Source organism: Nitrospinota bacterium, from assembly GCA_029881495.1.
Lineage (GTDB): Bacteria > Nitrospinota_A > UBA7883 > JACRGQ01 > JACRGQ01 > JAOUMJ01.
This window is the reverse complement of record JAOUMJ010000002.1, coordinates 31,475-54,506: the sequence shown is the minus strand read 5'-3', so window position 1 is coordinate 54,506 and position 23,032 is coordinate 31,475. Positions and strand designations below refer to the sequence as shown.

22 protein-coding genes and 1 other RNA gene are annotated in these 23,032 nt (G+C 50.1%); 17 read left to right on the top strand and 6 right to left on the bottom strand.

Features of this window, described 5'->3' with window-relative positions:
- Positions 1-24: 24 nt before the first annotated feature.
- Genes OEY64_01215 through OEY64_01200 form a run of 4 tightly spaced genes read left to right on the top strand, consistent with a single transcriptional unit; the run spans position 25 to position 4,780 of the window.
- The gene (locus OEY64_01215) at positions 25-762 is read left to right on the top strand and encodes a uracil-DNA glycosylase (protein MDH5541560.1); all 738 of its coding nucleotides are present in this window, start codon (positions 25-27) and stop codon (positions 760-762) included.
- A complete protein-coding gene (locus OEY64_01210; protein MDH5541559.1) occupies positions 759-3,233 on the top strand; it encodes a PBP1A family penicillin-binding protein in 2,475 nt (824 codons plus the stop codon). The genes OEY64_01215 and OEY64_01210 overlap by 4 nt, the downstream gene beginning before the upstream one ends.
- A 43-nt stretch (positions 3,234-3,276) precedes the next feature.
- Positions 3,277-4,047, top strand: coding sequence for a Nif3-like dinuclear metal center hexameric protein (locus tag OEY64_01205; GenBank protein ID MDH5541558.1), 771 nt, complete (start codon positions 3,277-3,279; stop codon positions 4,045-4,047).
- Between the two features lie 10 nt (positions 4,048-4,057).
- The gene (locus OEY64_01200) at positions 4,058-4,780 is read left to right on the top strand and encodes a hypothetical protein (GenBank protein MDH5541557.1); all 723 of its coding nucleotides are present in this window, start codon (positions 4,058-4,060) and stop codon (positions 4,778-4,780) included.
- A gap of 87 nt (positions 4,781-4,867) precedes the next feature.
- On the opposite strand, the gene rnpB is transcribed toward OEY64_01200, so the two are convergent.
- Positions 4,868-5,241: RNase P RNA component class A (gene rnpB / locus OEY64_01195), an RNA gene on the bottom strand.
- 98 nt (positions 5,242-5,339) lie between these two features.
- Between rnpB and OEY64_01190 the strand changes: the two genes are divergently transcribed.
- A complete protein-coding gene (locus OEY64_01190) occupies positions 5,340-5,738 on the top strand; it encodes a hypothetical protein (protein MDH5541556.1) in 399 nt (132 codons plus the stop codon).
- The gene (locus OEY64_01185) at positions 5,725-6,336 is read left to right on the top strand and encodes a class I SAM-dependent methyltransferase (protein MDH5541555.1); all 612 of its coding nucleotides are present in this window, start codon (positions 5,725-5,727) and stop codon (positions 6,334-6,336) included. Before OEY64_01190 ends, OEY64_01185 begins: the two co-directional genes overlap by 14 nt.
- A gap of 76 nt (positions 6,337-6,412) precedes the next feature.
- Here OEY64_01185 and OEY64_01180 read toward each other — a convergent pair whose 3' ends face one another.
- The 4 genes from OEY64_01180 to OEY64_01165 all read right to left on the bottom strand — a co-directional run bounded on the left by OEY64_01180 (position 6,413) and on the right by OEY64_01165 (position 10,984).
- On the bottom strand, positions 6,413-7,318 hold the full coding sequence (locus OEY64_01180; protein MDH5541554.1) for a hypothetical protein: 906 nt from the start codon (positions 7,316-7,318) through the stop codon (positions 6,413-6,415).
- A gap of 196 nt (positions 7,319-7,514) precedes the next feature.
- Positions 7,515-7,838: a hypothetical protein gene (locus tag OEY64_01175; protein MDH5541553.1), complete on the bottom strand. Its 324-nt coding sequence runs from the start codon at positions 7,836-7,838 to the stop codon at positions 7,515-7,517.
- 15 nt (positions 7,839-7,853) lie between these two features.
- A complete protein-coding gene (locus OEY64_01170; GenBank protein MDH5541552.1) occupies positions 7,854-9,215 on the bottom strand; it encodes a DASS family sodium-coupled anion symporter in 1,362 nt (453 codons plus the stop codon).
- Positions 9,216-9,343: 128 nt separating this feature from the next.
- Positions 9,344-10,984, bottom strand: coding sequence for an ATP-binding protein (locus tag OEY64_01165; protein ID MDH5541551.1), 1,641 nt, complete (start codon positions 10,982-10,984; stop codon positions 9,344-9,346).
- A 314-nt stretch (positions 10,985-11,298) separates the two neighbouring features.
- Here OEY64_01165 and OEY64_01160 point away from each other — a divergent pair, with 314 nt between their 5' ends.
- The 8 genes from OEY64_01160 (at position 11,299) to recN (ending at position 19,415) form a co-directional block, all read left to right on the top strand.
- On the top strand, positions 11,299-11,958 hold the full coding sequence (locus OEY64_01160) for a class I SAM-dependent methyltransferase (protein MDH5541550.1): 660 nt from the start codon (positions 11,299-11,301) through the stop codon (positions 11,956-11,958).
- Positions 11,959-12,052: 94 nt separating this feature from the next.
- On the top strand, positions 12,053-12,811 hold the full coding sequence (locus OEY64_01155) for a slipin family protein (GenBank protein ID MDH5541549.1): 759 nt from the start codon (positions 12,053-12,055) through the stop codon (positions 12,809-12,811).
- A gap of 19 nt (positions 12,812-12,830) precedes the next feature.
- A complete protein-coding gene (locus tag OEY64_01150) occupies positions 12,831-13,502 on the top strand; it encodes a lysophospholipid acyltransferase family protein (GenBank protein ID MDH5541548.1) in 672 nt (223 codons plus the stop codon).
- Positions 13,499-14,800, top strand: coding sequence for a 3-deoxy-D-manno-octulosonic acid transferase (locus tag OEY64_01145; GenBank protein ID MDH5541547.1), 1,302 nt, complete (start codon positions 13,499-13,501; stop codon positions 14,798-14,800). The genes OEY64_01150 and OEY64_01145 overlap by 4 nt, the downstream gene beginning before the upstream one ends.
- Before the next feature lie 3 nt (positions 14,801-14,803).
- Positions 14,804-15,778: a phosphotransferase gene (locus OEY64_01140; protein ID MDH5541546.1), complete on the top strand. Its 975-nt coding sequence runs from the start codon at positions 14,804-14,806 to the stop codon at positions 15,776-15,778.
- Between the two features lie 20 nt (positions 15,779-15,798).
- Positions 15,799-16,677: an NAD(+)/NADH kinase gene (locus OEY64_01135; GenBank protein ID MDH5541545.1), complete on the top strand. Its 879-nt coding sequence runs from the start codon at positions 15,799-15,801 to the stop codon at positions 16,675-16,677.
- A complete protein-coding gene (locus OEY64_01130) occupies positions 16,670-17,722 on the top strand; it encodes a GGDEF domain-containing protein (protein MDH5541544.1) in 1,053 nt (350 codons plus the stop codon). The genes OEY64_01135 and OEY64_01130 overlap by 8 nt, the downstream gene beginning before the upstream one ends.
- On the top strand, positions 17,715-19,415 hold the full coding sequence (recN, locus tag OEY64_01125; GenBank protein MDH5541543.1) for a DNA repair protein RecN: 1,701 nt from the start codon (positions 17,715-17,717) through the stop codon (positions 19,413-19,415). Before OEY64_01130 ends, recN begins: the two co-directional genes overlap by 8 nt.
- 209 nt (positions 19,416-19,624) lie before the next feature.
- Here the strand turns inward: recN and OEY64_01120 are convergent, their stop codons facing one another.
- Complete coding sequence (locus OEY64_01120; protein ID MDH5541542.1) at positions 19,625-20,101, bottom strand: GreA/GreB family elongation factor; 477 nt, start codon at positions 20,099-20,101, stop codon at positions 19,625-19,627.
- Between the two features lie 206 nt (positions 20,102-20,307).
- Between OEY64_01120 and OEY64_01115 the strand changes: the two genes are divergently transcribed.
- The 3 genes from OEY64_01115 (at position 20,308) to gatA (ending at position 22,996) form a co-directional block, all read left to right on the top strand.
- A complete protein-coding gene (locus tag OEY64_01115; GenBank protein MDH5541541.1) occupies positions 20,308-21,141 on the top strand; it encodes a protein-glutamate O-methyltransferase CheR in 834 nt (277 codons plus the stop codon).
- A gap of 76 nt (positions 21,142-21,217) precedes the next feature.
- A complete protein-coding gene (gene gatC, locus OEY64_01110; GenBank protein ID MDH5541540.1) occupies positions 21,218-21,514 on the top strand; it encodes an Asp-tRNA(Asn)/Glu-tRNA(Gln) amidotransferase subunit GatC in 297 nt (98 codons plus the stop codon).
- A gap of 12 nt (positions 21,515-21,526) precedes the next feature.
- On the top strand, positions 21,527-22,996 hold the full coding sequence (gene gatA, locus OEY64_01105; protein MDH5541539.1) for an Asp-tRNA(Asn)/Glu-tRNA(Gln) amidotransferase subunit GatA: 1,470 nt from the start codon (positions 21,527-21,529) through the stop codon (positions 22,994-22,996).
- Positions 22,997-23,032 lie beyond the last annotated feature (36 nt).

Here is a 23,032-nt window from a genome sequence, read left to right as displayed (position 1 = left end):
AAAAGTGTACAATCTTATCCCTAGATGGAAAAAGAAGAAGCGCTGAAAAAGGGAATTGCATATTTTTCCTTTCTGAAATCGATTGGCATAGAGTATGTCGAGCCGGCCCAAGGGGATACCGCAGTTCTCTCACCGGTTGCCAAGCAGGTCGAAAGGCAAAGTGAGAATCCCGTAGCTGTGGTGGATTCCGCAGAAACTCCGCGAACATTTAACCTCTCGTCATTGCAAACGGAAGTTGAAGCGTGCGTAGCATGCGGTCTACACAAAACCAGGAACATGGTTGTTTTCGGAACCGGAAACCCGCAGGCAAGGATAATGTTCGTAGGCGAGGCGCCAGGGGAGGAAGAGGACAAACAGGGGAAACCGTTCGTGGGGCGCGCGGGGAACCTACTTACGAAAATGATCGCGGCAATCGGATTTAAAAGGGAAGAGGTATTCATAGCAAACGTCCTTAAATGCCGTCCCCCTGGAAACCGCGACCCAAAGCCTGATGAAGTGGCGGCATGCGAACATTTTCTCATCGAACAGATAAAAGCGGTGAAACCTGTGATAATATGCGCCCTCGGCACACATGCGGCCCAGACGCTGCTTAAAACGGATGAATCTATCGGAAATATGCGGGGTAGACTGCACGATTACCACGGCGTCCCGCTTATTCCGACCTATCACCCTTCGTTTCTGCTCCGCTCGCCGAATATGAAGAAACTTGCATGGGTAGACCTGCAAATGTTAAGAGATGAACAGATAAAGAGAATGAAATGACAAAAAAGAAAAGCGGAAAAAGAAATAAATTCCTGGACGTTATCGCGTATCTGAGCTTTTTTTTCGCTGGCGCGGCCGTGCTGATGATTACTTTGGCCTATTTCAGGCTGAGCGCGGCAATACCCGACGTAAAGGAGATGAAGAACTATTCCCCTTCCCTGATAACCACCATATACGACGTTACCGAGGAAAAGATCGCGGAATATTACATAGAAAAGCGTATCCTCCGCTCGCTCGATGAAATACCGGAACTCATGAAGCTGGCGAGCCTCGCGATAGAGGATGACAACTTTTACAATCACCATGGCATAGACCTGTGGGGTATCGCCAGAGCGGCGATCGTCAATTTCAAGGCAGGCACCATCGTGCAGGGAGGAAGCACCATCACACAACAGGTCGCCAAGCTCCTATACCTCACGCGCGAGCGCACTTTCAAAAGAAAGATAAAGGAAGTTCTCCTCTCCCTCCAGATTGAAAAGAATCTAACTAAAAACGAGATACTGGAGATATACCTAAATCAGATTTATTACGGTCACGGCTGTTATGGAGTTGAGGCGGCATCGCAACTCTACTTCGACAAATCGGTGGAAGAGCTTTCTCTTGCGGAAATGGCCATCCTCGCCGGGCTTCCAAAATCACCAAACGCCTTCTCCCCTTTTAACGATATGGAAGCTGCCGAAAACAGGAAAAACCTGGTTATCGTGCGGATGGCCGAGCTTGGATACATATCGGCAGGCGAAGCAATGAGCGCAAAATACGACTTTATTGAATTGGCCGAGAAAAAACCGCAACTGAACAAGGCCCCCTTCTTCGCCGAGCATGTGCGCAGATATATTGAAAACGAGTATGGGACAAAAAACCTCTACCATAACGGCCTGAAAATAGTAACCACGCTGAATCTCTCATGGCAGAAAAAGGCTCAGGAAGCGCTGGAAAGAGGAATAGAGATCACCGACAGACGGCTCGGATACCGGGGGCCTGTCGGCCGCTGGAACATGGATACTGGCGAAATAGACCCGATAAAGACCGGGGAATCCACCGACTCCGATACGGATACCGATTCCGAGGAAGGGACTGAAACTGAAACCGTATGGCAGGGATATACAGGGTGGGACTCTGAAAAGGAGTTCAGGGACAATCCGCAACTAAATTGGGAGAAACTCAATCCTCAGCTTGTAAACATGGATGAAAACGACTGGTTCAAACCGGGAAAAAGGTTGCGAGCAATAGTAAAAGGGGTTGAGAAGGAGTATATCCTCATCGAGATAAACGGCTATATACGTCTGATCGAACAACCTGGATTCAAATGGGCGCATCCACCAAATCCGGAGGAAGACGGCTATTTCGCCAAGAGGGTTACCGATGCCACCGAATTGAATCTCAATGAGGGGGACGTCATTGAAGTGCGAACCATCGAAAATGAAGAGGATGGCACCATTGCCTTTTTCCTCGACCAGGAGCCGACCGTTCAAGGGGCGATATTAAGCATCGACTACAAGACCGGCTCGATCCTTTCAATGGTAGGCGGATATGATTACGAGAAAAGCTCCTTCAACAGGACCGTGCAGGCAAAACGGCAGGTTGGCTCCTCGTTCAAGCCGATCATCTACTCCGCCGCCCTGAACAAGGGATATACGCCGGCAACTATAGTTATCGACGCTCCGATCATCTTCGAAAAGGATATAAGCGATTTCAAGAACTGGAAGCCGGTCAACTTCAATCAGAAATTTTTCGGCCCTACTACAATCCGCAAGGCGGTTACGCATTCACGAAACATCGTTACGATAAAGGTACTCGACAGGATAGGCATCCCGTATGTCATCGACTGGGCGCGCAAGCTCGGAATTGAATCCCACCTGGACGACAATCTCTCCCTCGCGCTCGGCGCTTCCAGCGTAACCCTCCAGGAGATGGTGTCCGTCTTCGGCGTTTTTGCCAACGGCGGGGTAAGGAACGAGCCGTATTTCATAAACAGGATAGAAGCTCCCGACGGAACCGTTATCGAAGAACATGCCCCAAATCCAAAACAGGTTATCCCGGAAGATGTAGCCTATCTTATGAACAGCATCATGAGGTCGGTGGTCACCGAAGGAACGGCCACTTCGGTCCGCTCCATCGGAGTTCCAGCCGGGGGAAAAACCGGCACTACGAACGATTTTCTCGACGCATGGTTCATTGGATACACTCCTGGGATGGTTTGCGGCGTCTGGATAGGAAAAGACAGGGAAGAGACCCTCGGCATGAACGAAACAGGCGCCCGTGCCGCCGCGCCTATCTGGCTAAATTACATGAAATACATGGTAAACGAAGCGCCAAAGACACCGTTCATCCCTCCGCAAAATATCGTTTTCGTAAGGATCGATTCTGAAACGGGCGCGCTCGCCACGCCGGATAATCCAAACGCAATGTTTGAATCATTCAAGGAAGGGCAGGTTCCTCTGGAATATATCCCGCCCGCGCCGCGGTCATGAAAATGCCGGGGTCTGCTTTCCTGCATTACCCCGGAGACTACAGGTGAGAACACTCATCCCCCTTCTGGAAAAACTTGCGCCTCCTGCTTCAGCGTCACCATTTGATAACATCGGCCTTCTGGCAGGAAGCGGCAACATCTCCGTAAAGGGTATCGTCGTCGCGCTGGACGCCACAAGCGATGTCGTCGATACCGCTATAAATACCGGTGCAAACCTGATAATCGTTCATCACCCTCTCATATTTACTCCGCTGAAAGCCGTCAATATCGAAAGCGCAACCGGAAACATCCTTGCCCGCCTACTGAAAAACAACATCTCGCTATACGCTATGCACACAAACCTCGACTCGGCGCCGAACGGCCTAAACCAGTATGTGGCAGAACTCCTCGGCCTTAAAAAGATCCGCGCGGTAGCCGGAGACGGCATCATTTTCAGAATAGGAGAGGTATCGAAAACGGTCGATTCGCACCAATTTGCGGAAACTGTCAAAAAAAATCTCTCACTTGCCGGAGTAAGGCATTACGGACCGGCGAAAAAAGTGAAAAATGTCGCCGTCTGCACCGGAAGCGGAGGAGATCTTGTCACCGGCTCGCTTGAAGCAGGAGCAGATATTCTTGTAACGGGCGATGTAAAACATCACAACGGAGTAGAGTGTAACGAACTCGGCTTTCCGGTCATTGATGCCGGGCATCTCGGCACCGAAAAGCATATGGTTCCGCTTGTCGGGAACTATCTGAAAAAGAATCTGACAAAATTGAAAAAAAATATTAGAATTACTCTCTTCAACGAAAAAGAACTGTACGATTACTTATAGGACACAAGGCGTGGTAAACATACTTGAACAGCTGGTAGAACTTCAGAAAATAGACGACAAGATAAAAACTATCGACAACCTTCTCGTATCGCTCCCGGAGGAGATCAAGGCACATTCCATGGATATGGATAAAGCCAAAGAGGAATTTGCGACTTTCCAGAAGGAGATCGAAGCGAAAAAGAAATCACGGCTCCAAAAGGAGAAGGAAGTCGAAGACAAAAATGCCGCCGTAGCCAAGGCAAAGACCAAACTTCACGAGATAAAAACCAATCAGGAATATACCGCCGCCCTGAAAGAGATAGAAAACCTTACCGCCGCCGTAGGCCTGTTGGAGGACGAACAACTGGAACTGATGGAAGAGGTAGACTCCAGCGCCTCAAAGCAGGAAGAACTAAAGAAAAAAGTCACCGAAGAAGAAAAAGCGTTTTCGAAGATAAAATCGGAGAACGACGCCCGCATCGCCGAAGTGAAATCCGAAAAGGATGCGCTCATAGCAAGCAGGAATGACATCTACGCGCGCGTCGACAACTCATACGCAAAGAAATATGACAGCCTTCTCAAAAGCAGGGCTGGTATCGCGGTTTCGGAACTGAAAGAGGATATCTGCACCGTCTGCAACACCACGGTCAGACCGCAGATGATCGTTGAAATAAACACCGGCTCCGCCATACATACCTGCCCAAGCTGTAGCAGGTTCCTCTACTCCCCCAGGCTTTTCCAGACCGCCAGCTGATCCTCTGCCGAACCGCCCCCTGCCCCGGCGCGGGAAATATCATTTCACTGTATCTGTCTCTGAATGCAACCTCATCCGTTTAGCAATAAATGGAGGCGGACTGTAAGCCGGATTCTGTACCCCTTTCGGGGCGACGGTCATTCCTCTAGCATTGCCGTTGCCGGCAACGTCGTGCGGCCTACCCGGGAGCCGAAGGCGAGCCGCCTCCTGCCCCTTGCGGGGCGCGCTCCCCTATTTGGCCTTGCACCGGGCAGGGTTTGCCATGCGGCCTGCGTCGCCGCAGACCCGGTGAGCTCTTACCTCGCCATTTCACCCTTACCCGCCATAGGCGGGCGGTATATTTTCTGTGGTACTTTCCCTGGGATCGCTCCCGCTTCCTGTTAGGAAGTGCCCTGCTCTGCGGTGTCCGGACTTTCCTCCCCACCGCGGTAAAGCGGCAAGGCGACCATCCGTCCGCCTCCACCCATATAGTAGTCCCTGCAGGCCGGCTTTTCCATGACGCACTTTCGCAATTCCGAAATCCCTTTCATATGATCAAAACAGTGGCTATATTAATCTGATGCAACCTGACGAACTGAGACTTTTCAGACTATACGATTACACCGCCTCCATATCCATCGGCATCCTCGCCGCCATTACCCCAGCGCTTATACTCCCAGCCACTCTCCATCACGCCATCGCGATGTTTCTCGGCATGTTTATAGGGATGCTTGTGCAGATACCTGTCCTTGTCGCGTTCATCCGCGTTTCTACCAGTTTCGACATCCTCATGCCGGGGATGATAATCGGAATGGTCGCCGGGATGATATCCGCGATGAAGGGAGACGGCGAGATACCCTTTGCCTCGCTGACAATAACAGGTGTAATTATCGCCGTTGTCGTTCAATTCGTGTTCCATATTTACGACGCGAAGCTTCACGGCGAAACGGCGAGACCGGAAAGCGATGACCAGCGTTAAAAAGGCTTCGGCGAAGTGGGACAAGTCTGCCCCCGGCTTTGACAAATTCAGCGTCGGCGTTGAGAAGAGATACGGACGCTTCAAGAAGGAGTGGTTCTCCAGGTGCAGAGGGAGGGTGATGCTTGTAGCCGTCGGCACAGGCCTCGACCTTCCGTACATACCGGACAACGTGGAGCTTACCGCAGTCGACTTCTCCGAAAAAATGCTTGAAGAGGCCGGAAAAAAGATCCGGAGGACAGGAAGGGGCGTAAAACTACTTCACGCCGACGTGCAGGAACTAGGCGTCAAGGACAGATCATTCGATACGATTGTCACCTCATGCACCTTCTGCTCCGTTCCCGATCCTGTGAAAGGCCTTCGCGAACTGCACAGGGTAATGAAGGACGACGGCACGCTCCTGATGTTCGAGCATGTGCGGCCGTCGAACCTGCTCCTTGGAACAATGATGGATATAATGGCTCCGCTAATTTCGCTTATGGGGCCCGACATCAATCGCCGCACCGGCGAGAATGTAGAGAAGGCGGGATTCAGGATTACGAGGGAATACAACATCTACCTGGACATGGTTAAACTCTTCGAAGCGAGGAAACGCGTTTAAACGGATCCGCTTCATCATGAAACCGGTCGCCGATGCCTGAACGGCTTCCGCCGTTCAGGCGTTTTATACTATCCGGCTAAAACCCGAATCCCACGAATACCGATGCCGAGTTGTAATTGATGTCATTTTCAATCAATTCGACCGTAACCTTTTCGCCTCGCACTGCCTTGGCGTCTATCCCGGCCTCAAAATATTTTCCCATTTTCTTCATTATTCCGAGATTGACGTATCCACCTTTCGAAGAAGTAACATCGTCGATCATATTTGCGTTATTTGTATTGTTGTTCTGGCTGTTCATGTAATAGTCCGCGCTTACAGTCACCAGAGTTCCGCCAGCGCCAAGGTACGGCGAGATCCCCATTAAGGAGAAATATCTCCTGAAACCGAATGAACTTTCGTGAACGCGGTATCGGTCGCCGCTTCCGCCGGTCAGTGCAAACCTTGCGGCTGTTCCGGTGGAGCTGAAGTGGAGAAGAGCGGGCCAGCTTTTCTTCCCTATATCAAAACTTGACGCCCACACCTCCTTGGTCGAGCCGCCATCCCAGGACGTGTCACCAGCCCATGAAAGCTCTCCTCCGCCCATATGTATGTGGGCTGTCCATTCAGTGAAATAGCGTCGCTTATAGTAATATATGGCGTCTTCGCTACCCCCATCTCCCTTCACGAACCATGTTACGTCCCTTACCTCGGGATTTTTAAGCGCGAGAGCCTCAGCCTTCTCCATCAAATCCTTCCATTTTTTCCCGTAGGATGATTCCATATCGTCCATTGTTTTGCCTGGGTGCCTCGGTATATAGAGAGACAGGAAACCCTGCTTGAAATCCTTGATCTCCACGCTGAAGTTTTCGGCGGCCAGCACGGGATGATTCATGAAGTCGGCTTTAATTTTTCCAACCGTCTCCTCCGCGCGAACATTCGAAAACGACATCATGACAGTTGATAACAAAATAAACGCTATGAGAGAAATATTACGATGTGCCATTCTGCATAACCTCCTATGCGGTCAAATTGAAATTGGAAATGCCGTATCTTAGATTTTCGTAGGTGCCTGTTTTAATTCAAGATGCTTCACCTCACCTCTGATATACAAACGGTTCGAATTGGTCTGTTTAATTGCAATTGCAACTATCCCTGCACTATATCACTTCCCAATAGTCCCGCAAAATGTCGAGCCTGATTCAGCCACCTTTCCGTTCCTTTTCCTCAAGATGTTTCAGTATTTCAGCAAACTCCTTTTCACAGCTCTCTACGATCGTATTGAACGCGTTATTCATATCGCGCGTGCTTTCGTAATCTCCGCCGCGGTTCAGGCTCCGCAGATAGCTCTCATAGCCCTTGCCGTGATGGTAATACCCACCCTGCCCTATCGTGTACCGCGCCACAAGCTCTCCGCACTTGACGCACTGCACGAAAACCTTGTCGCTCTCCCCCACGGCGCGCGCAAGCAGGTTGCGCATCTCCCGGCTTCCGCATTTCTGGCATGTTTGACGGTGAATTTCCAATTTCCTTCTCCCTGTTTATTTGATGCCGAGCATCTCCCAATAGAATACGCCCGCCAGCAAGAGGACAGCAAGCGTTAACAGGCTTATCAGCCCTCCGGCTAGAAACATCTGGCGTGAGGTGATAGTTCCCGAACCGAAGGCAATGGCATTCGGCGGCGAACTTACCGGGAGCGCCATTGCTCCACTGCACGCCATCGCAACTACCAGCGCGTGGAGAGCCGAACCGGAAGAAATGGATACAGCCACTGGGATAAGCAGATTGGCAGTCGCCGTATTGCTGATGAAGGTGGACATAAGTAGCGCGATAAAGGCAATAACCGCGAGCAAGCCCCACAGAGGCATGCTGTCCGGCACTACCTTGATGATCTCCCCCACAAGACCGCTCTGCTCCAATCCGACCCCCAGCGAAAGACCGCCGCCGAGCATTATCAGCACATCCCATGAAAGGGTTCTGAAATCGCGCGTGTTCAAAAGCCGGAAGCCGAAGGTCGCGATGACCGGAAAAATGCCGACCATCCCTGTGGAAAGGCCATGCAGGTCGGTGGTAAGCCACCCGAGGCAGGTAATGGAAAATATCGCAATAACCGAATAATGTTTCGGCGACAGCCTTTCCACGTCGATGGCGCTAAGAGAGAGCTTTTCGCCCTCCGGAGGAAAGAGCCACATCAGCGCGCGCCAAAGGAGAAACATTAAAAGGAGTACAAGCGGTATGGCAAGTACCATCCAAAATGCAAAGGATATCTCTACACCCTGTTTCGCAAGATAGCTTAAAGCGATGGCGTTCGGCGGAGTGCCTATCGGCGTTGCCAGTCCGCCAAGATTGCAAGCGAAGGGAATTGAGAGGGAAAGCGCGACAGGAAAAACGGAACCCTTTGGCAGATCATTCAGGATCGGCAGGATAATGGCGAACATCATGGCGGCGGTCGCGGTGTTGCTCATCCAGGCCGAGAAAAAGGAGGAGATAACGATAACTGACAGAAGGAGTATGGACGGCTCCCCCCCTGAACGCGCCAGTATCCATTTGGCTATGCGCTGGTCCAGATTGAATTTGTGCAGCATTGCGGAGAGGACGAATCCCCCCAGGAACAGCAGGATAATATCCGAAAAGAACGGCGTGAGGAACATCTGGCCGGATATATCCTTTCCCCCTTCATTGATGGCGGGGAGGAGCCAAACTGTCTGCAACGCAATTATCAGAAAGCTCGTGACAAACAGCGGTACGGTTTCACTTATCCAGAAGATGGCGGTTATCGCAAGGATGGTAAATGATATCGATTCGGCTTTTGTGATCCCCCACCAGCCCGAATAAATGCCGAGCGCGTGGCAAATCACTGCTACCGCTATCAATGATAACGAAATCAAAACCGATCTGCTCATGGAGGGAAACCCCTTAAACAGAAAAGGGGATTGTTAATCACTTTACTAATCGAAACGCCAATCCTTTTCTGCTGATACAATCTTATCAGATATCGGGATTCGAAGAATAGAGAGGATAGCCGGCAAGGCTATTCGGCAGTTGCCGTAACAAACGGAATGGCAAAATGGAAGGTGCTCCCCTCCCCTTTAATGCTGTCGACCCAAATCCTCCCACCCATCGCCAGTACCGCCGTCTTGGCAAGCGGAAGGCCGAGGCCCATCCCTTCAAACTCCCGTGATAATCCGCTGTCTTCCTGCACGAAATGTTCGAAAACGCGTTCCAGGTTTTTCTCTTCTATCCCTACGCCGTCATCCTTTACTGAAAAGACAATGTCGCCTTCCGATTTCCTGGCGGTTAGCGATACCTTCTTCCCCATCGAGAATTTGAAAGCATTATCCACAAGCTGATCCAGCACGATCATTAGTTTTTTCTCGTCAGCAATGATCGTTTCAGGCAGATCATTATCAATGGAAATTTCAAGCACTCCACGTTTGCCGCCGTTGGCAATGAATTTAAGGAATTTTCCCAGCTGTATCCTTGTGTGTTTTAATTCTCCCCACTCCTTTTCAGCGCTTGCCACATCCAGCAGACTGTTAATGATGGTCAGGAGATCCTTCCCCTCCTTCTCGACTATCGCGGCCTGCTCTCTCACCTTCGTATCGATCTTTTCATTGCATGAAATCAGCTTGCCAAAACCGATGATTGAAGTCAGAGGGGTTTTCAATTCGTGCGAGACGTTATTCAGCAGAGAGAGTTTTGAGAAGTTGGCCGCCTCCGCCTTTTCTTTCAGCCTGAGGAGATCCATCTCCTTTTTTTTCCTCTCGGTCAGATCACGTGCCGCTATCCAGTTTCCGATCATTTTCCCCTCGCTGTTGAATCTTGGCCACGAAGAGAGGAGATAAAATTTCTGTTCTCTGTTGCCGTTCAACACGCATTCAAGGCCGGAAAAGCGGTCCATATTTTTCCTGAATATCTCATACCCGGCGTTTTCAACGCCGGTGAAAAGTGACGATATCGGTTTTCCTATCCAGTCCCCGGCGTCCAGACCAGTCTCCGCGGTAAACTGCGAGTTTATATCCTCGATCTCCCCTTGAGCGTTAATCTTGATGACAACGTCAGCCGAATTTTCAAAAAGCTCACGGTATTCCATTTCATAGTTTTGGAAAAGCTCGTCCGAATACTGTATCGCCTGGATATCAGAGATCTGGTGTGCCAGATGAACAAGGAAATCCATCTCGCTTTCTTCAGGTTTTGATCTTTTTTCGGAATATCCGAAAGTAAGAGACAGGAACGTATCAGAATTGGATGTGACCGGTATGCTAAAGAGGGAGTTGTAACCTTCCGGCACGATCATGTTGATCCTGGCTTCCCGCTCAATATCACCGATCGAATCGATAAACACCGGGACCCCATCCTCCATCATTTTCAGCAGGAAAGGGGAATCTTCAACCGAGATGCGGTCTGTGAAAATTTCCGTGGTAACCCCGCCGTTGCGATCCCTCACGGCAAATACGCGGTTGAAACAGGATACAGGGGAGGGACAGAAAAGAATGGAGCAAAATTCAGCTATGCCATTTTCTACAAATAGCCTGGCGGCTTCCTGCATGACATGACGCAGATCCCTGTTTCTGACATGATTCAGCGCGCCAATATCTTTAACAAGGCCGAACATTTTTTCGAAACGCTTCTCTGCATTGTCTGTCCCAATGCCAAACAAAGGATTCACCATGCAACATCCACTTCATTCATTTGAAAACCATTAGTGGATACATTGCATTGAACGCTACTGTTCCTTAAAACCGTTCGCTCACCAAGAACTGTCAGTCCGAATGGAGTTGTGATCATTCCCAAGTTTATTCCATTACGGAATTTCAAATGCCGCAACTTGCCCCCCCGGTTTTCATTGTCAGTTAAATTTTTATTCGTATGGCGCATTTTACATTAAAAAAGACCCGTTTGGGTTGACTTGGTTGCTCTCTTTGAAACAAAATTGCAAAATGAAAAGTGTAACTAAGCACAACATATTTTCAGGTTAGGATATTGATGTTAAAAGCAGGGCTGACAAAACTTTCGGAAGAAAAGCTTTACCGCAGTCAGAACAATTTTTACGAAAATGCCTATAAAACCGGGCATACCCCCTGGTCCGTTGACGGAAAACCGTCAGGGAACCTGCAAAAATCGCTGAAGGAGATCGCACAAAAACTCCCTAATAGAATTGCGCTAGACCTCGGATGCGGCGAAGGGAGACACTCTTCGTACCTTTCGGAGAACGGTTTTAAGGTTATCGGGATTGACATGCAGGAGACCGCCTTGAAAAACGCCGGCAGAAGAAAGGGGAAGGGTGTTTTATATATTCTTGGAGATATCTTTCGCATCCCCGTCAAGGAGAATAGTTTCGGCCTGGTGATAGACTACGGCGTTTTTCACCATATTCGCAGAAAAGATACAAAGGTATTCCTGAATTTCCTTTTTTCTCTCCTCGTGCCGGGGGGGTATATTATCCTCACATGTTTCAGCCGAAAATTCCGGCACGCAAACGGAAAAACCTACAAGAATGGGTACGCCTGCCACCACGGCCATTACGACAGATTTTCGTCGAGAAAGGAGCTAATTGCCATCTTCAGCCGATATTTTTCCATTACTGGCATTTCCGAAAACAGCGACGGTTTTTACAATATGGTATTGCAGAAAAAGATAGAATAGTCCCGATTTCGGCAATTGGAAAAGGCTCCTTTTTAACGCCAGCCAATTGAAGTATGATACATAAAAGAAGAGAAACCCTGGAGGAGAAGTATAAATGATTTCCCTATACGCCCTGGCACTGATAGTTCTGATGCTCCTTGCGAGCTCCATCAAGATAATCATGGAGTACGAAAGGGGGGTGGTTTTCATGCTCGGAAGGTATTTTGCCACCTATACAAAGGGTATCAAGATACTGATCCCTGTACTCCAGACCATGCAAAGGGTCGATATGAGAATTGTCGCGCTCGACGTGCCGCCGCAGGACATCATCACGAAGGACAACGTCTCAATAAAGGTTAACGCGGTTGTCATGTACCGCGTAATGGAAGCGGAAAAGGCCATCATCAAGGTGGAAGACTACCATTACAACACCTCCCAGCTGGCGCAAACCACCCTTCGCGCGATAATGGGACAGTCCGAACTAGATGAAGTTCTCTCCGAAATGGAGAAGATAAATTCGCGCATACAGGAAGTGCTCGACATGCAGACAGACCCTTGGGGTATCAAGGTATCCTCTGTTTCCATAAAACATGTCGACCTCCCGCAGGAGATGAAAAGGGCGATGGCCAAGCAGGCGGAAGCCGAAAGGGAGAGGCGCGCGAAGGTCATAAACGCGGAAGGTGAACTGCAGGCATCCCACAAACTTCGGGAGGCGGCAGATATCATGGGAGGCCACCCGGTTTCCATACAGCTGAGATACCTTCAGACTCTCAGGGAAATAGCCTCGGAGAACAACTCCGTCACGCTGTTCCCCATCCCGATGGACATGATAACCGCCGTCAAAACCATTGCTGATAAAATTTCGGATAAATAGCCCGGAATAACATCGACAAGTGAAACGACTGCTTAAAAGAGCCCTTCAGGGGTATATCGCACCGTTCATCATTTTTCTCATGATGCTCTTTTGCGGATATACGCAAAGGATAAGGATAATCGGGAAAGAGAACAACGATTTCATGCTCAAGAACGGCTGCATCGTTGCCTTGTGGCATTGCCACCTCTTTTACGTCCCTTTTCACCTCAGATGGCGAAAGAGGTTTTACGTCCTCGTCTCCCCAAGTTCCGACGGAGATATCATGGACGGCATGTTGCGCCTCCTTGGATTTTTCACCGTGAGAGGGTCGACACACGAGAATCCTCGAAGCTCCCTCCTTGGCATGGCGCGAAGGCTCAAAAAGGAACGCGAGCAGGGAGCCGCCGCTTCAATGGTGGCGGACGGTTCGCGCGGCCCCGCGAGAAAATCACAGCCCGGCTCGGTCTTCCTGGCCAAACTCACCGGATTGCCTATCGTACCTATCGCGTATGAAGCGGAGAAAGGAAAGAGGCTGAGAACCTGGGACAAGACCCTTTTCCCCTACCCTTTCACAAGGATAACCGTCGCCGTTGGAAGCCCGATATACATCGACAACAAGGCCGACTCGGAGGAGCTCATGAGAAATAATCTTGAGCTGGAAAACGAACTGAACCGGCTGACGGAAACCGCGGCCTCGTCCTTCCCGTCATGATTCACTTTTTCTACAACCTCCTTCTTCTCATACTCCTCCCCTTTATCCTTCCATATTTCATATATCGCGTTGCGATAGGGAAAGAGAGTGCCGACAGTCTTCGCGAGAAGATGGGATTTATCAAAAGCCCCCCTCCGCCCGGCGGCGGGATTTGGGTACATGCCGTCTCCGTGGGTGAAACGAACGTATCGATACCGCTGATAGATACGCTCCTCAGGGAGTATAAGGACAAGACGATAACCTTCTCGGCAAGCACATCCACAGGGATGGGATTGGCCCGCTCAAAACTCAAAAGACAGATGGATGAAAATCCTGGCAGGCTTAACATAATTCACTTCCCATACGATTTCCCCTTCGCCGTGAAAGCCTCGCTTCGGCACATCGACCCGGCAACTTTCATATTCTTCGAAACGGAAATATGGCCGAACTTCCTCCATCAATGCCGCAATAGAGGTGTTGCGACCGTGCTGGTGAACGGCAGGATCTCCGATAGGTCGATGACGCGCTATATGAAAGCAAGGATATTTATCGCGCCATATATCTCTTCAATTACTCTCCTCCTGATGCAGTCGCAAAAAGATCTTGAAAAGATAGTCATACTTGGGGCAAGACCCGAAACTGTAAAAGTTTGCGGAAACATGAAATTCGACCAGTCACTCCAGAAGGTGCACAGCAGGGAAGAGATTCGCCGGGAGTTCCAGATACCGCTGGATGTCCCGGTAATTATTTATTCAAGCACTCATTCAGGCGAGGATCGCCCTCTACTTGAGGCCTTCCTGAGGCTTCGTGAAAAGATAAACGCTCTTTTCGCAATCATCGCGCCCCGCCACCCGAACAGAGCGGATGAAATATCGGATATATGCAAAACGGTCGGCATCTATCCGGCGAGACGATCGAACAGGGAAAAGCCGGATACACTTCTCCTCCTCGACACGATAGGGGAACTGGGAAACCTCTACGGCGCAACCGATATTGCGGTGATAGGAGGGAGTTTCATCCCTCACGGCGGACAGAATCCGCTTGAGGCCTCTTCATGGAAGATCCCTGTTCTGTTCGGCCCGCATATGGAAAACTTCAGAACCATTACCCCTCAGCTGATAGATGCTGGAGCCGCTTTCGAAACGGCAGACATAAAAGAGCTGGAAACCGAAATTGAAAGGCTTCTAAAGGACGAACCTGAAAGGAAAAGAGCTGGACTTGCCGGTTATGAGACCATACTGAACAACCGGGGAGCCTTGAAAAACAGTTTTATAGAGATATCAAAACTCATAAGAAATAAAGAGAGCGTGAAAAGCTAAAATATGGAAATTCCTACAAACCGCTCCATTATAAAACTTCAGGGCGACGCCTCCACGAGGGAATATTTCCGGTTGAACTTCGACGATCCGGCCCACTTGCCGAAAACCATGATACTTATGAAACTCCCGGCCCCTTTCATCGAAGCTGAAAACGACTTTCTGATACTTCGGGAGTACCTGCACGATTGCGGCGTTCCGGTCCCGGAAATTTTCGGGAAACGCCCCGCCGAAGGGGAGATCTACCTCGACGACTGCGGTGACCTCCTCCTTGAAGGGGCCTTGACATCCGCCAGCGCCGATGAAATTACGCGACACTATATGAACGTAATAGATATCCTCGTGAAAATGCAGGTGCACTGCACATCCTCACTGGCAATCGGGAATCCGGCTACAACCAGGAAATTCGATACTGCAAAGTACATGTATGAGCTTGAACATGCGAAAAAGTGGTTCATCATCGGCCATTTGAAAAAGAACCTCTCGCCGGAGGAAGACAGAAAGCTGACCGACTGGTTCCTGAAACTTGTAACCCCGCTTGAGGAAGAGCCGCTTGTTTTCTCCCACAGGGATTATCATTCACGCAATATCATGATCAAGGATGGTAATTATTTCATCCTCGATTTTCAGGATGCCATGATGGGCCCGGCACAGTACGACCTCGTCTCCCTTCTGTTCGACAGCTACGTCAGGCTTGATGACGGTATACGAAACAGGCTCGCCGCATATTACATTGAAAAGCTGAACAGTGAGGAGGGAAATCCCGTAAAGGGTGTCAACATAGCAAAAAACCTCATCAGGATCTCGCTTCAGCGCAATATCAAGGCGCTCGGCACATTCGGCTTCCAGGCTGAATCGAGGAAAAATCCCTTTTTCCTGAAATATGTACCGAATACCTTCGATTATGTAAAATCAAACATAGTGAAAATAGACGAGTTTGCTGAAAGCGCGGAATGGATTCTTTCGCTTCTAGCCCCCTAAAAATGAGATAATTGAAAAACATGAAAAATAAACCTGTCAAATCCATCGGTATCATCGTGAAACCGAAAAGTCCGCTCGCTCCTCAGGCCATTGCCCGCGTCATGGAATGGGGGGCTAAAAACGGGGTGGAGATCCTGACCGACAGAACAACCGGAAAGATCGTAAAGGAAAAAGGGGTGGAACACTCCACACTTCTCGATTCGGTAGACGTACTCCTTATCCTTGGAGGGGATGGTACGCTCCTTGCCTCCGCAAGGATGGCGACCAACCATTCAGTGCCTCTACTCGGCGTAAACCTTGGAAGTCTTGGATTCATCACCGAGGTCGCCTATGAAGAAATGGAGCGTGCCCTGGAAAAGCTGAAACATGGCGATTTCGACATCGAGAACCGGCTAATGGTGAACGTGACCGTCGAGAGCGACAAGGATTCCATCAACCTGGTCGCTTTGAACGACGTGGTGCTCTCAAGGAAAAATATCGCCAAGATGATTGAACTCTCCATCACCGTAAACAAGGAATACGTTACCGATTACAAGGCGGATGGACTGATTATATCAAGCCCCACCGGCTCCACCGCGTACGCCCTTAGCGCCGGAGGTCCGATCCTCTACCCCACCCTCGACGCGCTTGTCATATGCCCCATCTGCCCTCACACGCTTTCGAACCGCCCTCTCGTTGTACCCGGCAATTTCGTCATAGAGGTTGACCTGCATGAAGGGCAGGAAACGATCATCGCCACCCTGGACGGTCAGGAGAGCATCGATATACAGGAACATGACCATCTGACTATCTCATGCTCGGAAAAGATCACCCGGCTTGTCAAGGTTCCAGGAAGGACGCATTTTGATACCTTGCGTAGCAAACTCGGATGGGGAGGCTCGTCAAAACCAAATGGCTAGGAAATATCCAAGTACCAGCGATACCGTAAAGAAACTCCTTCCTTTCCTAACTGAGAAGAAGATCAAGATGACCCCCGACAACTACCGCCTGTTCTTTGATTACTTCCAGGGGGCAAAGGACGAGATAGTGAAGGAAGTCGACACTCTTATCAAGGCCGGAACGCATTTCACGCCAGACCTCCTGGAAAGGGTATACAAAAAATTCTACGTTCGGGATCTCAACGAAGAACTTACCAAAAAAGTGCAGGGTGAAATTTCCACAGCGGAGGCGGTGAGCAGCAAGGCCGGCGAGATCCTTTTGAAAGCCATCAAGGAAGTAATAGCGGGGATCGAATCCACCTCCGATTACGGCGAGAATCTGAGCCACTTCAGCAAGAAGGCGGAAAAGACAAAATCGCTCAACGATCTTAAGGAACTCCTCCAGCAACTCCTGAAAGACACTGCCGAAACACACAAACAGAACCAGAACATTCTCAACAAACTTGAAGATTCGAACAAACTTCTGCACAATCTCAACCAGCAACTTGAGGAATCTCAATCCGAAGCCAGGATCGACACCCTCACCAAACTTCTTAACCGGAGGTCGTTCAACGAGTCGATGGAAAAAGCGCTTAAATACGTCTCCAACGACAATAAATGCTCGCTTGTTCTTATAGATATCGACCACTTTAAAAAATTCAACGACTCCTTCGGACATATCATCGGGGATAAGCTTCTAGTCGCCGTCTCGGACAAGATGAAAAAATCGGTCACGGAGCGATGCACAGTATGCAGGTACGGCGGGGAGGAATTCGCCGTAATCTGCCACGGCATGCCGCTTGATGAGGCGGCACAAATAGCGGATAAAATAAGGGGAGTGGTATACGATTGGGAATTCACCGTCAGAGGTGAGAGGGTGCCGGTAACCGTCAGCGTCGGCGTAAGCGAACTCTCCAAGTCCGACGACATAAATTCAACGGTAAAGAGGGCGGACAAGGCGCTATATCTGGCCAAAACCGGGGGGAGGAACCGTGTCGCTACCGAAACAGAAATAACCAATGCTTAAAAAGCTGAAGATAAAGAACATAGGGCTCATATCCGGCCTCGAAATGGAGTTCGGCGAAGGGCTCAACATCCTGACTGGCGAAACAGGCGCCGGAAAATCGATGATCCTCTCCGCGCTCAACCTTCTCCTTGGGGAGCGAGCGGACTACTCCAACCTGAAGGATAAAAACCTGGACGGATTTGCCGAAGCCTTGATATCCGCTGAAACGATACTCTCCCCTATCCCCGATTTTGTGGAACAGGGAATAGAGCCCGAAGAGGGGGAATACATAATCAGACGTTTGCTTCAAAAAGAGGGCAAAAGCCGCATCGTGGTAAACGGGAATGCCATCACCCTCGCATCGCTCAAGAACGGCGCGGAAAAAATGGTCGATATCCACGGACAGCATGAGCACCAAGCCCTGCTGAAAAAGGACAGCCACCTCCCCTGGCTCGATCTCTACCTGAAATTGATAAAGGAATCGGGCGAAGTTTCGAAACTCCTCACGCAGATAAGAGAGTTGGAAGAGAAACTCGCTGAGCACAACGAGCGACAGAAGAATGCCGTCGAAAGACGAGAACTCCTCGAATTCAAACTGAATGAGATCGAAAAGGCGGGCCTCAATATCGACGAGGAGGGGGAGCTGGAAAAGGAACAAAAGGTGCTCGCGAACGCCGAAGAGCTTCGACAGGCGGGGCAGAGACTGTTCGACCGCCTCTACGATTCCGAAACGTCAATCCTCTCCGGCCTGGAGGAATCTGCAAAGGATATTGAAAAACTCGGCAGGATAGACCCCTTCTTCAGCCAATACTCCGCTCTCTTCTCCGATATGTCCGCGCAGATCTCCGACAGCGCAAGGGAGATACTCTCGCGCACGACCGACGTGGAGGACGACCCGGCGCGCCTGGAAACGGTCGAAGAGAGGATAGCTCTCATTGAGAGGCTGAAAAAAAAGTACAAGTCGGATCTCCCCGGACTCCTGAAGATGCTGGACGAAACGAGGGAAGAACTTGATTCGATCGTCACGGCAAGCGACGTTACCGAAAAGCTCGAAAAGGAGATAGCCTCCCAAAAACTTGCCCTCGGTCGGAAAGCCGAGGGATTGCATAAAAAACGTATCGAAGGGATCGCCGGTTTCAAGAAAACTGTCGAAGAAGAGCTGGCGGGTCTCAACATGGGCTCCGCCCGCTTTGCCGTGGAAGTATTGCTTCCGGAATCGGATGGAGGCGAAGGTTATACTCTCGATGGAAAACCGGCCAGGATGTTCCACCACGGTTTCGGTAGTTTCCAGTTCCTTATATCCACCAATGAAGGGCAGGAGCCAAGGCCGCTAGTGAAGATCGCTTCCGGGGGAGAAGTATCCCGCATCATGCTCGCTCTCAAAACCGCCATCGGGAAGATACAGCCGGTCCCGGTACTGGTGTTCGATGAGATAGACAGCGGCATCGGAGGGAAGACGGCTGACCTTGTCGGGGAGAAGTTGAAAAAGCTCTCCAAGAGTTGCCAGATATTCTGCATCACGCACCTCTCCCAGATAGCGCGCCAGGCGGACCATCACTTCGTCGTAAAGAAAACGGTGAAGAACAACGATACGGACGTCTCCATCGTGAAATTGAGCGACGAGGAGCGTGTCGAAGAGCTTGCGCGTATGCAGGCAGGAAAAGAGGTCACCGAAACCGCCCGCCAACACGCCAGGGAAATGATCGGTAATTGACGGAACCGGTATAGAGCTTCTTTATAAAAAACTGGCACGCCCCAGCCGGATGTAAGTTTCGCAGAATCTTTTTCGGGGCTTTTTCAGCGGTTATTTCACCTATTCTGACGGCATTTCGCCAGGAGAGGAGCGGGATCCTCATTTTTAACTAAACAGCAAAGCGTGTATGGATTTACCGGGGTGGTGATTCCGAAACTGCCCAGGGGATACTACAGATCCGAACGGTCGTGAATGGTGACTAGCTTTGTGACCACATACTCCTTTTTGCCGGCTGGGATGTTTATTACCACCTCGTCGTCAACCTGTTTCCCAAGGAGAGCCTTCCCTACCGGTGCCATGATGGAAATCTTGCCGTTCTCCGCGTCCACGTCGTCCGCCACGGCCAGTTCGTAGATCTTCTCCTCGCCGGAATCGAGGTCCTCGAGGGTTACTATGCTTCCGAGCCCTACCCCGCTTTTTGAAATTTTGGAGATGTCGAGCTTTTTAAGATCCCGGATGCGCCCCTTTATCATCGACAGTCTTCTCTCGCAGTTCCGTTTTTTTTCCTTTGCCGCGTGATACTCGGCGTTTTCGCTCAGGTCCCCAAGCGCAACCGCGGTATTGAGCTCTTTCGGTATTTCGACCGTAAACTGGTAGTTCAGCTTCATCAGCTCTTCTTCCAGCCTTTCAATGGTTTTTTCAAACATTCCTTCATTTTACCTGTCATTTGTTTTCAGTCAATGTTTCAATTGATTTATTTTTCCCCATACATCCCTGAATAATGCGTGGAGACTGAAGGAGGATGCTGAAAATATTTTATTTTACCGATGGTTTTCCAGATTTGCCGGGAGGATAATGGAGGGATATATTTAAAATAAGTCTGGGAATACCCAGGAGTGATAATCGGGGAGAAATGATCAAACTCACGGACGAAGAGCTTGCGGTGATGTCAAAAGTCATCAACCGGGAATGCGGCATCCTTTATGATTCCGCTAAAAAATACCTGTTTGAAGCCCGGCTTCAGGAGAGGCTTTACGACCTGAGACTTTCGAGTTTCACAGAATACCTTCCCCTTATTGACGGCCCAAAGAGTAGTAAAACCGAGATCGAACACTTCATAAACGCCGTAACCACGAATGAAACGTCGTTCTTCAGAAACGTCGCGCAGATAGACGCCCTTGTAAACATACTTTTGCCAGAAATATTGCGTGTAAAAAAAACATCCGGCAATAACAAGGTAAAGATATGGAGCGCCGCAAGCTCCTCCGGTGAAGAGATATATACCATCGCGATGATACTTGCGCGTAAAAACGCAATCCCAAAAGGGATATCCCTTGAACTGTACGCAAGCGATATAAATACGGAAGTTCTGGCAATGGCCGAAGCCGGAAACTACTCAAAACACTCCCTTCGAAACATGCCGCCGGAATACAGGGAGAATTTCTTCGAAAATCACACCGATTGGTACAAGCTGAAAAAGGAGAAACTCCCCAAAGTTCGGTTCGACAGGATCAACCTGCTCAATCCCAAATACCCTCAGGGATATGATAACTTCGACGTCGTATTCTGCGCCAACATCCTTATCTACTTCGGCATTGAAACCAAAAGAAAGGTCGTTGATGGAATATCGAAAATAATGGGGGATAACAGCTATTTTTTTACGGGACACTCGGAAACGTTGCACAATGTTTCGAAAAACTTTAAACTTGTCAACGCTAACGGGATACCCGTTTACCAAAAACTGTAACAGGAGGACAAATGGCAAGCTCGACCAAGAAGAAAAAAAGAAAGAAACGATGGCGGTCCAAGAGAGCGTCCCACAGATGACAATGGCCAAATTGACAGGCGATGAGGTGAGGAAAGTAGCGACCCTTGCAAACCTGAGGTTCGATGACGCCGAGCTGGAAAAAATGACAGGGACGCTCGCCCAGATACTTGGGCATATCGACATGCTGAAAAAGCTCGATACCGGCAACGTCCCCCCCACAAGCCACGCGCTTCAGTCGGAAAACGTGTTCAGGGCGGACGAACATACAAATAATTTCAAAACCGAACTGACCCTGGACAACGCCCCCGCAAAGGACAGGAATTATTTTTCCGTCCCCCGCATAATTGAATAGTGGGATTGCTTGATGGCTGACATTTTCTACCAGACAATCCGGTCGCTTTCGGAGAAACTCGGAAAGCGCGAAATCACCTCCCGGGAAATAACCGAGGCATACCTTGGCAGGATCGAAAAACATGACAGGGATATCAACTCGTTTATTACCGTTGGAAGGGAAATAGCCCTTAAAAACGCGGAGGAGGCTGATAAAAGGATTGCCGCCGGCGAGAAAGGCCCTTTACTCGGTGTTCCGCTTGCCATAAAAGACCTCATAAACATCGAAGGGGTCGTAACTACCTGCGCTTCGAAGATCCTCGAAAACTTCCGCTCCCCATACTCGGCTTTCGTCATAAAACAGCTCGAGCAGGCGGGAGCCGTATTTCTTGGGAAGACCAATATGGACGAATTCGCCATGGGTTCATCAAACGAAACATCGCATTTCGGAGTGTGTAAAAATCCGTGGGATTTGAAGGCGGTGCCGGGCGGTTCCAGCGGCGGTTCAGCCGCGGCTGTTGCCGCCGGATTCTGCCCCGGCTCTCTCGGTTCCGACACCGGAGGTTCCATACGCCAGCCCGCCGCCCTTTGCGGAATTGTCGGATTAAAGCCTACATATGGAAGGGTCTCCAGGTTCGGCCTTGTCGCTTTCGCTTCATCTCTGGACCAGATCGGCCCTATGTCTCACACCGTTGAAGATTCGGCCACTATCCTGCAGGCCATCGCCGGATTCGACCCGATGGACTCCACCTCGGTCAACCTCCCGGTCCCGGACTATTCGGAAAGCCTGAACAAGGGTGTTAAAGGGATGGTGATAGGGATTCCAAAGGAGTACCTGATTGAAGGAACCGATGCGGAAGCGCTCGCCGCCGTGAAGGGGGCCGCCTCCAGGCTTGAGAGCGAAGGGGCGCGGATTGAGGAGATATCGCTCCCTCATACTGAATACGCCATACCTGTCTATTATGTTATCGCCCCTGCGGAAGCAAGCTCCAACCTCTCGCGATACGACGGCGTGAAATACGGGTACAGAAGCAAAAACGGCGAGAACCTTGCCGAAATGTATATCAATTCCCGCACTGAAGGCTTCGGCACCGAAGTGAAGCGAAGGATAATGGTAGGAACATATGCGCTCTCCAGCGGATATTACGACGCCTATTACATCAAGGCGCAAAAGGTAAGGACGCTCATTACGGAGGATTTCACAAAGGCATTCGGCAAATGCGACATCATCCTAACCCCCACGACCCCTTCCCCTGCTTTCAATATCGGTGAAAAAACAAGCGACCCGCTTGAGATGTACCTCAGCGACATCTTCACTGTAAGCGCAAACCTCGCCGGCATACCGGGAATTACTATACCGGCCGGATTCTCATCCAAAAACGGCAGACCTTTGGGAGTTCAGATGTTGGCAAACCATTGGGGCGAACCTGCCCTCTTTACAGCCGCATCGGCCTATGAGAAACTTCGCGACCCTTCCATTTCCGCCAAGACGCCGACACTCTGATGCCTCCCGGCGGATGGGGCAATAGGATTTTTGCTC

Excerpts from the sequence above, each read along its gene's own strand:
- OEY64_01130 (MDH5541544.1), top strand. The coding sequence starts at position 16,670 with ATGGCTAGGAAATATCCAAGTACCAGCGATACCGTAAAGAAACTCCTT.
- OEY64_01165 (MDH5541551.1), bottom strand. The coding sequence starts at position 10,984 with ATGGTGAATCCTTTGTTTGGCATTGGGACAGACAATGCAGAGAAGCGT.
- OEY64_01145 (MDH5541547.1), top strand. The coding sequence starts at position 13,499 with ATGATTCACTTTTTCTACAACCTCCTTCTTCTCATACTCCTCCCCTTT.
- OEY64_01185 (MDH5541555.1), top strand. The coding sequence starts at position 5,725 with ATGACCAGCGTTAAAAAGGCTTCGGCGAAGTGGGACAAGTCTGCCCCC.
- OEY64_01140 (MDH5541546.1), top strand. The coding sequence starts at position 14,804 with ATGGAAATTCCTACAAACCGCTCCATTATAAAACTTCAGGGCGACGCC.
- OEY64_01155 (MDH5541549.1), top strand. The coding sequence starts at position 12,053 with ATGATTTCCCTATACGCCCTGGCACTGATAGTTCTGATGCTCCTTGCG.
- OEY64_01115 (MDH5541541.1), top strand. The coding sequence starts at position 20,308 with ATGATCAAACTCACGGACGAAGAGCTTGCGGTGATGTCAAAAGTCATC.
- OEY64_01215 (MDH5541560.1), top strand. The coding sequence starts at position 25 with ATGGAAAAAGAAGAAGCGCTGAAAAAGGGAATTGCATATTTTTCCTTT.
- OEY64_01190 (MDH5541556.1), top strand. The coding sequence starts at position 5,340 with ATGCAACCTGACGAACTGAGACTTTTCAGACTATACGATTACACCGCC.
- recN (MDH5541543.1), top strand. The coding sequence starts at position 17,715 with ATGCTTAAAAAGCTGAAGATAAAGAACATAGGGCTCATATCCGGCCTC.
- OEY64_01120 (MDH5541542.1), bottom strand. The coding sequence starts at position 20,101 with ATGTTTGAAAAAACCATTGAAAGGCTGGAAGAAGAGCTGATGAAGCTG.
- OEY64_01180 (MDH5541554.1), bottom strand. The coding sequence starts at position 7,318 with ATGGCACATCGTAATATTTCTCTCATAGCGTTTATTTTGTTATCAACT.
- gatA (MDH5541539.1), top strand. The coding sequence starts at position 21,527 with ATGGCTGACATTTTCTACCAGACAATCCGGTCGCTTTCGGAGAAACTC.
- OEY64_01160 (MDH5541550.1), top strand. The coding sequence starts at position 11,299 with ATGTTAAAAGCAGGGCTGACAAAACTTTCGGAAGAAAAGCTTTACCGC.
- OEY64_01135 (MDH5541545.1), top strand. The coding sequence starts at position 15,799 with ATGAAAAATAAACCTGTCAAATCCATCGGTATCATCGTGAAACCGAAA.
- gatC (MDH5541540.1), top strand. The coding sequence starts at position 21,218 with ATGACAATGGCCAAATTGACAGGCGATGAGGTGAGGAAAGTAGCGACC.
- OEY64_01210 (MDH5541559.1), top strand. The coding sequence starts at position 759 with ATGACAAAAAAGAAAAGCGGAAAAAGAAATAAATTCCTGGACGTTATC.
- OEY64_01170 (MDH5541552.1), bottom strand. The coding sequence starts at position 9,215 with ATGAGCAGATCGGTTTTGATTTCGTTATCATTGATAGCGGTAGCAGTG.